The organism is Paenibacillus sp. FSL M8-0212 (assembly GCF_038004645.1).
Classification (GTDB): domain Bacteria; phylum Bacillota; class Bacilli; order Paenibacillales; family Paenibacillaceae; genus Paenibacillus.
Genome location: NZ_JBBORP010000001.1, coordinates 5,551,686 through 5,563,897, shown reverse-complemented (window position 1 = coordinate 5,563,897; position 12,212 = coordinate 5,551,686). Strand labels below are relative to the sequence as shown.

General features: G+C 49.1%; 10 protein-coding genes. All 10 read right to left on the bottom strand.

Annotated features, from left to right (window positions below; all coding sequences use genetic code 11):
* Positions 1 to 118: 118 nt before the first annotated feature.
* The 10 genes from MKX68_RS24525 to MKX68_RS24480 all read right to left on the bottom strand — a co-directional run bounded on the left by MKX68_RS24525 (position 119) and on the right by MKX68_RS24480 (position 11,962).
* Positions 119 to 469, bottom strand: a complete 351-nt coding sequence (locus MKX68_RS24525) for a hypothetical protein (RefSeq protein WP_036613800.1) — start codon at positions 467 to 469, stop codon at positions 119 to 121.
* 85 nt (positions 470 to 554) lie between these two features.
* Complete coding sequence (locus MKX68_RS24520) at positions 555 to 1,742, bottom strand: MFS transporter (protein ID WP_340914362.1); 1,188 nt, start codon at positions 1,740 to 1,742, stop codon at positions 555 to 557.
* Between the two features lie 82 nt (positions 1,743 to 1,824).
* A complete protein-coding gene (locus MKX68_RS24515) occupies positions 1,825 to 3,042 on the bottom strand; it encodes a Xaa-Pro peptidase family protein (protein WP_340914361.1) in 1,218 nt (405 codons plus the stop codon).
* Positions 3,035 to 3,880: an ABC transporter permease gene (locus MKX68_RS24510; RefSeq protein WP_340914360.1), complete on the bottom strand. Its 846-nt coding sequence runs from the start codon at positions 3,878 to 3,880 to the stop codon at positions 3,035 to 3,037. The genes MKX68_RS24515 and MKX68_RS24510 overlap by 8 nt, the downstream gene beginning before the upstream one ends.
* Positions 3,873 to 4,790, bottom strand: a complete 918-nt coding sequence (locus MKX68_RS24505; RefSeq protein WP_340914359.1) for an ABC transporter permease — start codon at positions 4,788 to 4,790, stop codon at positions 3,873 to 3,875. The genes MKX68_RS24510 and MKX68_RS24505 overlap by 8 nt, the downstream gene beginning before the upstream one ends.
* On the bottom strand, positions 4,787 to 5,917 hold the full coding sequence (locus MKX68_RS24500) for an ABC transporter ATP-binding protein (RefSeq protein WP_340914358.1): 1,131 nt from the start codon (positions 5,915 to 5,917) through the stop codon (positions 4,787 to 4,789). The genes MKX68_RS24505 and MKX68_RS24500 overlap by 4 nt, the downstream gene beginning before the upstream one ends.
* 72 nt (positions 5,918 to 5,989) lie before the next feature.
* Positions 5,990 to 7,126 (bottom strand): ABC transporter substrate-binding protein, encoded by a 1,137-nt coding sequence (locus tag MKX68_RS24495; RefSeq protein ID WP_340914357.1) that lies wholly within the window; start codon positions 7,124 to 7,126, stop codon positions 5,990 to 5,992.
* Positions 7,127 to 7,194: 68 nt separating this feature from the next.
* Positions 7,195 to 9,168 carry a hydantoinase B/oxoprolinase family protein gene (locus MKX68_RS24490; protein WP_340914356.1) on the bottom strand — a complete coding sequence of 658 codons (1,974 nt, stop codon included), beginning with the start codon at positions 9,166 to 9,168 and terminating at the stop codon, positions 7,195 to 7,197.
* Complete coding sequence (locus MKX68_RS24485; protein ID WP_340914355.1) at positions 9,165 to 11,213, bottom strand: hydantoinase/oxoprolinase family protein; 2,049 nt, start codon at positions 11,211 to 11,213, stop codon at positions 9,165 to 9,167. The genes MKX68_RS24490 and MKX68_RS24485 overlap by 4 nt, the downstream gene beginning before the upstream one ends.
* A gap of 41 nt (positions 11,214 to 11,254) precedes the next feature.
* Complete coding sequence (locus MKX68_RS24480) at positions 11,255 to 11,962, bottom strand: FCD domain-containing protein (protein WP_340914352.1); 708 nt, start codon at positions 11,960 to 11,962, stop codon at positions 11,255 to 11,257.
* Between the last annotated feature and the right edge of the window lie 250 nt (positions 11,963 to 12,212).

Here is a 12,212-nt window from a genome sequence, read left to right as displayed (position 1 = left end):
AGTGGCATCATTAGCAGTGTAGTAAACAATTAAATTAGAGCAAAAATAAAACCCGCGTGCGACCTTGGGGATAATCCCAGGAAACACGCGGGTTTTCAATGTATAATCAACCTAGAGCTTATTGATGTCCAGCGCTGGCACGGCTCATGGTTTCAAGTTTACGTGTGATCGCATGACGGTCTACTTTCAATCCCCAGATCATTTCAATAATCTGCTCTTTCTCCTCAGGACTGTCGGCATGTTTCAATTGCATTAACAGATCATGCATTTGTTCATTAATGCCTTCAAATTGAATCCATAAATCCTGTCTTACCTCTTTGGAATCCAGATGATGATTCGCATCGACTTCTTCCTTCAATGCTTGCAGAATAGCATCTTTCCATTCGTCATCACCTAGCTGTTTCGCAATGTTCAGGAGATCCAGATAATCGTCAACAAGAAGTGAGTTCAATTCAGCATGTGTTTTCATCGTTTATTGCATCCCCTTTTCGTCTATTTACCAAGTATTATACTCGGTATTTCAGGATATGCAATAGCTGTCGGAAAAAGTTGATTTATGTAGCCTGTCCCTTCAACCTGTGAACAAGCAAATTAGACAAGACAAAACCGATCAAAACATATACACCGATCATCCCCACAATGCCTATCCATCCTAGATGACTGTAAAGCAGTCCACCTCCTGTTCCACTTACGCTTGAACCAAGATAGTAGAAAAATAAATACAACGCATTGGCCTGGGATTTGTGCTGATTAGCCACGAGTCCCACCCAGCTGCTTGCGATGGAATGACCGCCAAAGAAACCAAAGGCAAACAGGGCAAGTCCGATAATTTTGACCCAAAGCGCTGGATGAACGGTACAGACTGCACCCGCCAGAATAATGCCCAGCGCGATTCCAAGCACATGTGATCTACCGTAACGATCGGCAAGCCTGCCCATCCAGGTACTGCTCACTGTACCCATCAGATACACCACAAAAAGACTCCCAACGATGGACTGGCTAAGATGATAGGGTTCTCCCGTTAATTCAAAACCGATATAGTTGAACAGGGTCACGAATCCCCCCATCAGGAGAAAACCGAGTCCATACAGGCATAACAGCCTTGGATTGCGACATTGTGACCACAAAAGAGGTATTGGATTTTTGAATCCGGGTGCAGCTTTGACAAAATGACGGGATGGCGGGATGACAAGCCAAAAAATAACGGCAGCACACAGTCCAAGAATACCAATGAAACCCACAGCAGCGCGCCAACTGAACCAATCTGTAACCACACCGCTGATGAAACGGCCGGCCATGCCTCCTATCGAATTGCCGCTGATATATAGGCCCATGGCATAACCAAGACTTCTAGGTTCAATTTCCTCTGACAGATATGTCATGGCTATCGCTGGCAACCCTGCGAGTGCCACCCCCTGAAGAATACGAAGCAGAAGAAGTTCCGTATATCCCGGGCTGAACGCACTCAGCAAAGCAATCACAGAAGATATCACCAGCGCCGCTGTCATAATAAAACGTCTGCCCACAGAATCAGACAAAGACCCGATGAACAGCATCGTCAGTGCCATGGCGATCGTTGTTACCGATAACGTAAGACTGGCGTGTGCCGGTGTAATGGAAAATGTATCGCTAATGTCAGGCATAAGGGGTTGCAGACTGTAGAGCAAAGCAAAAGTGACAAAACCTCCGGCGAACAGTGCAAGGCTAATGTTACGAAACGTCTTAGTTCCCTGCTGAATCATGGATGTTCCAACTTTCTCAGTAAGAAAGCTTCTTGGATCGACTGTGGCCTGATCGCCGGTCAGTGAAGCCTTCCATTTATCGTTATTTAGTGAACAGTTTCCGCTCCATATGGGTCAGAAACTCATAACCATCTGGCGTTACAACAATTGTATCTTCGATTTGGAATCCACCAGCACCTAGCTCGTAATATGGTACCTCAACACATAACACCATACCGGGCTCCAGTATCCGCTGGTCCCCCGGGGAAAGGGTCATATCGTCGTACAGTTCCAACCCGATGGCATGTCCGACATGCTGACGTCGGTAATGCGGAATCCCCTCACGCTGTACGCGAGATACTGCCGCATGAAATACTTCCGACGCCCTGACGCCAGGGCGCACCGTTTCAAGTGCCGTCTCCCATCCACTTTTGACTGCATCAAAATGCTTTTTCATCCAGGCGGTAGGCTCCCCTGCAACAACCGTGCGGCCCGTATCTCCCCAGTAACCTTCCAGCTGTAGGCAAAGATCGAAACGGATCTGATCTCCGGTCTCAATCGTATGAAAATAATTTTCAATGAGTGGCAACGCACTGCGTGGCCCTGCCCCTACCGCTGTCATTGCTGGAGTTCCACCTGCTCGCATCACAGCCAGACGATAATGATCCGCAAGTTGCTTCTCATGAACACCTGCGGCAATCAGGTCAATTAGCTCCTGCTCAATCCGTTCATTTAATTGGGCAGCCTGACGCAGTTGCTCGATTTCAAAAGGTGTCTTGACCAGACGGATTTCTCGGAACAACTTATATGCAGGAATTACCCGTCTGTCAGGAACCTCCTCCTTGATTCTCGTCAGAATATTGGGAGCGATCCGCATCTCATCGATTCCAATCGGCTGATCTTCGATCTCAAGCTGTTTTAACGCTGCCTTGAGTGCTTCAACAGGACCTGGATGAATAACCGTCGTTTGCAGGAGAGAATAAAAGAGATCAATGTCGTCAGTGGAAGGTTTGCCTTCAATTGAACCTTCCACGAAGAAATCACTGTAGGCAAATATATCTACCCCCGTAATACCGAACTGGGCCACAACGCCCAACCGATTCGTTGGAATGATGATACACGGCTTAGCAGATCTGTCGGCAGGCAGAACCGCATAAATCTGCATGGTCCAGTTGCTTGCACGCAGCTGGGACCCGATGACATAGTGAATGTTCTCCGGAGTAGTTGCGATCAGGGCGCTTAGCCCCTTAGTTTTCATCACTTCTTCCGCCCGGTCCCGGTTCAGACCTGAGCTATGGGATAGATGCTGTGAATTATTCATTTTGATCCAGACCTCCTTTTATTTTCCTGCGACCAAACAAACTTTCAAGTCCTGGTACAGAGCGCAGCACTAGTTTAATCGTCATAAACAGAGCCAGCGCAAACGCGATCAATACAACAGACACCACGGCTATCGTTGGGTCCTGCCATTTCTCCATATACAGGAATAGCTGTATTGGCAGCGTGTAGCTGTCCTGACGGAGCAACAGCAGTGCAGCCTCAACCTGATCGAAAGTGAAGACAAAAGCGATTGACCCTGACAGAAGCAGGGATAGTCGGAGCTGTGGCAGCGTAATTGTGAAAAAAATGCGCATCGGCCCTGCGCCAAGGTCCGCGGCAGCTTCCCGATGAGCCGGGTGCAGATTAGCTAACGCACTGCCCACAATAGTGAGCACAAATGGCAGCACAATGACCGCTTCACCCAAAATAAGTGCAAACAGTCCGCCTGCAATATGCATTTTCGAGAATAAAATCAGGTAAGCGATACCCAGCGTAATTTTCGGCATAACCATCGGAGATACAAAAAATGCCCTTAAGATACCAGAGCCCGGGAAAGGGTATTGCACGATTGCTAGCGCAGCAAGCGTACCTGTAATCAAAGCCAGCAGAACCGCCCCTGTAGAAGCAATGAGGCTGTTCTTGAATGCATCGAGAAACTGGGTCTGCTCACTCAGATTGGCATACCACTTCAAGGTCAGACCTTCTGGCGGGAATTTGCTGGCTGAACCTGAGCCTACAGATGTCAACATAATCATCAGCAGTGGCAGCAGCAAATAAATCGCTACGGCACCCACAAAGATATAGAGCAACAGCTTGGTGCCCCTGTTTGATTTAACCATAAGCCTGACCCCCCTTACGGGAACGACGGAACATCAACGTTTCTGCTCCTTTATTCACAAGCAACGAGACAACAATGGAAGACACAAGTAAAAACAGGCTGGCAACCGCAGCCATCGGCCAGTTGGTATCCAAAGTACGCTGATATATAAACACCGGAAGTGTCATGACTCTTCCCCCACCGATCAGTTGAGGTGTGGTGAATGCGGTGAGGCATAACGTGAACACAATCTGTACTCCGCTTGCAATACCTCTTGCCGATAAAGGCAGGGTAATGGTCAGGAATGTTCTCCAGCTGCCCGCCCCCAGATCCTGAGCAGCTGCCTTTAAGGAAGCGTCACTTTGGGACAGTACATTCAGGATCGGGAAGACCATAAATGGCAAGAAAATATGGACAAGGGCCACAACAACACCTGTCTCGTTGTATATCATGCTGAATCCTTCCTCGGTAAGCCCCAACCGGATGAACAACCAGTTCATGAAGCCTTGTTTGGACAGCAACAGCTGCCATCCGTAAGAACGCACAACTGCACTGACCAGTAGCGGAAGAAACGTAAGCAGCAACAACAACTGTTTCATGCCAGGCTTCTTTAGACCCGCAATGCAATAGGCCAGCGGATATGCAAGAAGAAGACTCCATAACGTAACCTTGAAGGCAATGCGAAACGTTGTGCCAATCAGCTTCCAATAATAAGGGTCAGCCAGAAAAGCACGATAAGCTCCTAAATCCCAACCCCGAATAAGCTTTCCATTCTCATACATATCAAAGCTATATCTGCCAAAGATCATCAACCCGCCCAGATACACGATGCCCATCAGAGCAAGCGCAGGCAACAGAAGCAGTAACCGGGTTACCCATGTGCGGTTTCCAAAGGAATACAGATTCACGATCCGTTCCGCGATCCGGTTCATATTCTTGCCCCCTGTACACGGTCATCAATGGGTTCGGATAACAAGAGCGCGTCCTCTGGGTCAAAGCCGATTTGTATTGGCTCACCTGGACTGTAACGTGAAGCTCCCCGCTGATGCAGCATACTGGCCTGAACTAGAAAACCCTCAGCAATCTGCACACTGTATCGAATATTTGCTCCGCCATACACCGCTTCAATCACATGTCCATCCAGCTTGTTCAGGCAGTGAGTTGCATCTTCTCCAAGTCGTATATACTCATTACGGATCGATAAGGAATGTCGTGCTCCCGCTTTCGGTACAGCATTTCCATCACTGACTTTCACCAGTAATGGCTTGCCGAAGCATTCCACCCGAATTCCATTCACATCATGTCCCAACACTTCCGTCTCAAAGAGATTGGTATCTCCAATAAACTTGGCCACGAAGCTATCGGCCGGTCTTTCATAGATTTCATCAGGGGTTGCGTATTGCAGCAGCTTTCCGGCACGCATGACGCCAATTCGGTCAGACATATTCATGGCTTCGCTCTGATCATGCGTTACAAAGATAAACGTTCCGCCGAATTCGCGCTGGATGCGTTTCAGTTCTCGCTGCATATCGAGACGCAGTTGCATGTCCAATGCAGAGAGAGGTTCGTCAAGCAGCAGCACTTCCGGTCTGTTGATCAGTGCGCGAGCAATGGCGACGCGTTGAGCCTGCCCCCCGGACAGCTCGGATACCGCACGCCTGCCATAGTCTCCGAGCTGGACCAGATCAAGCATTTCACCTACCTGCCGTTGGATATCGGCTTTTGGTAACTTCTTCACCTTTAGTCCATAGGCAATGTTGTTGAATACATCCATATGAGGGAACAGCGCAAGCTGCTGAAAAATCATATTACTGTTGCGTCCATAGGCCGGAATGCCGGTAACATCCCGGCCTCCCAGCATAATGGTGCCCTTGTCCGGTTGCTCAAGTCCGCCAAGCATGCGCAGCAGTGTTGTTTTGCCACAGCCACTCGGACCAAGTAAGGAAACGAATTCACCCTTTTTCACTTGGAGTGTTACTTGATCAACGGCGGCTCGCTCACCATAAGTCTTCGTGACTTCCCTTGTTTCAATGGATATGGTCTCTTGTCCGCTGCTCATCTCTGATTCCCTCCCATCCATTTCAGGTTCATAATAGAACCCGGAATCGTTGTGTACCTGGCAATAATCCTTTTATTGAAGCTTTGTTTTCACGAGTCGATCCCATAGTTCTTTCCAGGAAGAACTGTTCTGTGCAAGCACATCCCAGTCTGGATTAATGCCATTACTTTGCGTTTCGACGGAGAAGGAAGGATCATCCTTGTACTTGTCCGGAATTGCAGCTGTCGTACTGGTTACTGGCGTACCCGTTGCTTCCGCGTATTGTGACAGCGCCTCTGCGCTCAACAATTCGTTAATAATTTCGTTTGCAACACGTGCCTGCTCAGGTGTCGAACCCTTCACGACATGAAGTGTGTACGGGAAGGAGATGGCACCTTCACTCGGATATGCTACGGCCAGTGGAGAACCGCCATCAATCCATGTCTGTGCAACCTGGGCACTGAATGGGGCAATGAGAGCATCACCTGACTCCAGAAGTGCCTTCAGCTGATCATTGGATGAAACCAATGTGCCAATCTGGTCACTGCGATCTGCCCAGAACTGGAAGGCTGGCTCGGGATTTTCATAGGATGCGCCAATCTCTTGGCCTTTGGCAGCAATAAGTGGGGAGATATAGGAATAGAACATATAGTCCCAGAGCGCAGTTTTTCCTTTGAACTCCTCGTTATCCCATAGATCGTTCCAGCTGGTAGGAGGCGTTTTCACAAGGTCTTTGTTATACACTAGGGCGAAGCTCGACACGCCCCAAACCACACCTTTATTGTCTGGCTTGTGGAAGGACTCTGGAATATCCTTGATATTGGTCACGATGCTGGTATCCAGTGGCTCCCACATGTCATCATTCAATCCTTTTGCCGTTGCATCTGCATTGAAGTAACCGAAGTTAACCACCGGATTGTTGGCATCAGCCTGCTTGCCTGCAACCATCTTTGGGTACATTACCGAATTGGAGGATTCCTCAAAGGTGACTTCAACGTTGGGATGTTCTTTCACATACTTGGCAACCACTTCTTTCGGAACAACATCCTGATTGGAACCAGCCCAGATAAACATCGTCAGCTTAACTTTGTCTCCGCTTGCTCCTGAAGAGTCGGTCTCTCCGGCAGTATTACTTGAGCTGCCTGCACCACCGCAGGCGGAAAGCACCAATGTACCGGCCAGTGTCAGAGAGGCGAGGCTGAGAAAGCGTTTTTTATTGGATTTGAACATGCAAATTCCCCCATCCATGTAGTTGGTTTTACCGATATGACAGAACTAGATAGTCTCCATACACTTGATCAATGCAACCCTATTTGCTGGCGTAAACCTTCCATAATGTCGGATATCTCCCGTGGATCTACAGATAGGGAATCCTTGTACTTCTCCTCTACAACGCCCATGGTCTGACGCTTCAGGTAGTCTCTGAGTGCAAGCGGAGCATTCAGCAAGGCCTGATTCAGCGTTACCTGCATCTCATCGCTCCATATGTCTTCAAATTGCTCCCGCGCCTTGCCATAGGCGAATTCCTCCTGCTGGCGTGGTCGCTTGGCTCGCATTTGTTCGGTATCGCTCTCATTCAACTCCAGGCCGTCAATCACAACACCGTATAACTCAAGGGCTTTCTCGGGGGATACCAGCCCACTTCTTACATCTTCCAGAACCAGACGAGAATCACGCTCATATGGATCTCCATATCCGCCTCCGCCTTGCGACAGGAACGTAACTGTTTCTCCGGGTTGAAGTAGCAACTCATCAATTCTTCCCAGATGATCCTCACTTGCACGTCCAGCATTAAGAATCGCTTCTCCATGTGAACCTACGCCGCCACCGAGTCTGCCCCAAGGCTGGAACTCCATACGCTCCATATTTCTGGCCGTCATCACAGTATCCGGTGTTAGAATTCTAACGCACAGGTCAATTCCGCTTCCACCGCGGAAGGTACCTGCACCTGCCGAGTCGGCACGAAGACCATAATGCTCGATCAACACAGGCATCTCGGCTTCCACCGTTTCCGCAGGAATATTCCTAAGATGACCGACCGCAAAATCCATGCCATCAATTCCGTCTTTCATCGGCCTAGCTCCAGAACCTCCACAGATCGGCTGTATCACGCCCACTTTTTTCTTGCCATCGGATGCATCTGTCATCGCCATCATGACGATGCAGGCTTGTCCAGCTCCTGCCGCGGGAACCATACTGCCCTGAGCTTTCCCCAGTGCTCCCGTGATAACGTCCATCAGCCGAATAAAGGTCGCGGCGCGTGCCCCAACAGCTGCCATCGGCTCCGGGTTAAGTACGGAAGCAGGCGGCGCGTAATTTCGCACCATGCGAATCATGCCCGAATTCCAAGGAATGGTCGGATCGAGCGTACGGAAATAACGGATAAGTGCAGGCACCAGCATATAATGCCCCTGTTGGTTGTGGGTAGGAATGTTGAAGGAAGCCCTGACCTGAGGATCGGTGCCGCTAAAGTCCAGATGAATGTCAGTGCCTGCGATCGTCATTTTGCAACGCAACCGGATAGGATAACCCCCTGGTCCTTTCTCCAGATAGTCCCAGAAGTCATAGGAACCGTCCGGGATATCCTGCACGATGGCACGTGCCTTCAGCTCGGCGTATTCCAGCAAATGTTCGATGCCCTGCTCGATTTTCTCCACACCATATCGTACAATGAGTTCCCCAAGTCGCTGCTCTCCCCGATTCAATGCAGCCATAAGCGCTTTGAGATCACCGAGATTTTGCTCCGGAATTCGGCTGTTGTCCAGAAACATGCGCAGGATCTGCTCGTTCAGAACACCAGCTTCATACAGCTTGACTGGTGCGATTCGAATGCCTTCCATATGAATATCGTAGGCGCTGGGAGATACGCTCCCCGGTACCTTGCCGCCCACATCGGATGAATGAACAAAGCACATGCCGTAAGCGATGATTCGCCCTTCGTGAAAATAAGGCTTGATGAGATGAATGTCTGGAAGGTGTGTGACCATGCCTTTGGTGGAATAAGGATCATTACATATGACGAGATCCCCTTCTTTCCAGTCTTCTATGCTGTTAATGGTCGTAGCAGCAGGGATGCCCAGAGACAGATTGTAACCCGTCTCCAGCGGTGACCCGAACGTTTCCCCGGATGGAGATAAGAGGTAGGTTCCAAAATCGCCCGTTTCTTTGACAAAAGCGGTGAATCCTGTGCGCAGAACAACATTCGCCATTTCTTCCACGGCAGCTTGAATCCGGTTGTTAAAAATCTCAAGAAAGACCTTGTCGCCGATCATGCTTCCACCTCCCCAATCACGTTCCCGTGGCCATCCCGGTATACCTTATATCCAGGCGGGATAAAGATCGTTGTATCATATTCCTCCACAATAATGGGCCCGGGGATGGGAGCATCCACCGATGGAATCTGTCCCCTTTTCAGTACCTTGGCTGTCTGCTGTACATGGTCAAAGGTTATGATCCGTTCTTCCGCTGTACTCTCATCGAATGGCAAATTTGCCGGATCTACCGTGTTATGGGTAGGCAAAACACCAACAATGGTTGCTCTGAGACTTACAAACATAACTTCTGCCTCTGGCTGACTGATGCCAAACACGTTTTGGTAAGATGTATGGAATTTAATCCCTGCCTTCTTGGGATCTTCAATTTCTTCCAATGTCAGCGTGACCTCTATATCAAAGGCCTGTCCCTCATATCGCATATCGGCACTGTATAGGCAATAAATATTGTCCAGCTTGACACCACCACGGGCTTCCTCAACGACCCAACTACGTCCCTGGTTTTCCAATTCAGTGAAAAGAGAGCTTAATTCACCAGACTCCAGAGTTTGGGTACTTTTGTGTAACGTATGAACGAAATCATTGCGGAGATTGGCGACCGTGCAGCCCATGGCACACAGTGTTCCCGGAGATGGCGGTATCAGCACTCTGCCGATACCTACCTCGCGTGCCATCAGAAAAGCATGCATCGGACCAGCACCACCATATGCGAGCAACGTAAAATCTCGAGGATCAACGCCCTTGCGGGCCATTAGAGGGGAAAACTGGGCATACATATTGGCGGTTGCCACATCGAGAATGGCTTGCGCAGTCTGTTCGGCATTCAGTCCAAGCTTCTCTCCCAGATTGCCCAGAGTACGCTCTGCAAGTTCGGGATACAGACGCATTTGTCCGCCAAGGAAACGGTCAGCATGCAGGATACCAAGCTGTAGATAGGCATCTGTGGTTGTCGGCTCTTCTCCCCCGCGCTGATAACAGGCTGGACCGGGATTGGCTCCCGCGCTGCGCGGTCCAACCTTGAGTACGCCTACGGAATCGAGCCAGGCAATTGAACCACCACCTGCTCCTATAGCCGTTACATCAACAGCAGGAATGATGACAGGAAAATCTCCAACCTTGTTCTCAGATGAATAGGCTGGTTCTTTGTCGATGAGAGCAACGTCAACACTTGTCCCACCCATGTCAAATGTGATGACCTGATGAATGCCAGCTCGTTCAGCAATATGGGTCGCGGCGATTACACCGGAAGCAGGCCCGGACAGAAGTGTACGTACCGGCTCATTAGCCGCTCTGGCAGCCGTCATAATTCCACCGTTGGACATGGTGGACAGCAAGTTGGCTTTGAGGCCGTATGCCTGAATCCCTTCTTGCAGACGCAGGAAGTAAGACCCCATCCGGTCACCTACATAAGCGTTCATGGCCGTTGCGAGTGTTCGTTCGAACTCACGCTGTTGTGGCCAGATGGCGCTGCTTCGGCAGATGAACAGTTGCGGATAACGTTCCCTGATCAGATCTTCCGCAAGCTGTTCATGAGCAGGATTCACATAAGCATGTAAAAAACTGATCGCCAAAGCAGTAACACCATCCTCCACCAGCTCATCCACCGCTTGCAGCAGCTGTTCCTGATTCAGTGGCTGAAGTATTCCCCCACTTGCAATCACCCGTTCATCAACTTCCTTGACACGATGTCTCGGTACTAACGCATCTGTTTTGTCACCGTATAGATTGGTTGTATCCTCAAGTCGCAACCGCCGGATTTCAAGAATGTCACGGAATCCTTTGGTCACCAACAGACCTGTAATTGCACCATTTCGTTCGATTAACGTGTTTACACCAAGCGTGGTTCCATGCACAAATAGATCAATCTCACGAATGTTCACACCATTCGCCTTGAGTTGATCAAGTGCATTAAAAATCGCCTGTTCCGGAGCTGCTGCAATCGATGGCGTCTTGAGCGCCGTAACCACCCTGCCCTGATGGTCCATCACCAGCGCATCTGTGAAAGTACCTCCGATATCTATGCCTAAACGGTAGATCGTGTCCACAAGCTCAACTCCTTTATCACAGGGTCTCATTCTAAGGAATGTTATTGGTTTTGCATGGCGAAATAACGTTTGACATCATCAATCATTTGGTTGATATGATTCACCATTGCCGCTTCAGCCTGCTCCGGAGAGCCTGCTACTATAGCATCCAGAATCTGCTGATGATCCACAACTAATTCACTTCCTACTCTCCGGCGAATATACGCTGTTTCCAGAAAATCGCGGCTTGTCTCCCATACCAGTTCAACCGCGTGCAGAAGAATTTGGTTTTGCGCAGCATAAGCCAGTAATCTGTGGAACTCCCGGTCCTCCTCGTATGGTATAATATTCTTGGAAAGCAATTCATGCTGGTTCGCAATCGATGCTTGCAACAGTACTATGTATTCTTTCGAAGCACGCTGTGCTGCCAGGGAAGCGATCTCCCGCTCAAGTGCCCTTCTGGCAACGAGAACATCCAACAGAGCCTTTTCCCCGGAATGGTTGAGCATCTGAATTAACTGTGAATTCACACTTTTTTGCTGCAAATCTCTTTCCAACGTCTTCATTCGATCCAGACCTTGTTCGGTCAAAGTCCTTCCCTTGCGACCTTCCAGAACTGTAAAACCTTCAACATCCATCTCCATAAGTCTTCTTCCGATGGTTGCCTGACTCAGACCATACGTTTTGCCCAAAGTATGAACCAACGTACTGGCCCCGATGGGAGCGCTCGCGTCTCGAAGCTGCTTCAGCAGTTCGTATTCCAACTCCATTTCGTTTAGCTCAGGACCCACAACATTTCACCCCTCTTAGTTACTTAATTATTATCTAATTGACTTCTTCGTAGTTGTTACTCATTGATGATTAACGATAGTATAACTTCAAAACATTGCAATTTCAATAATTCTCATCAAATTAGTACGATTTATTTTTCCAGCTAAATTCTGAGCATCTCAAATTCAATATGAAAATTAAAAAAGAGCATTTCACATCCTTTATGCCAGTGTTTAACTGGCGGATGCA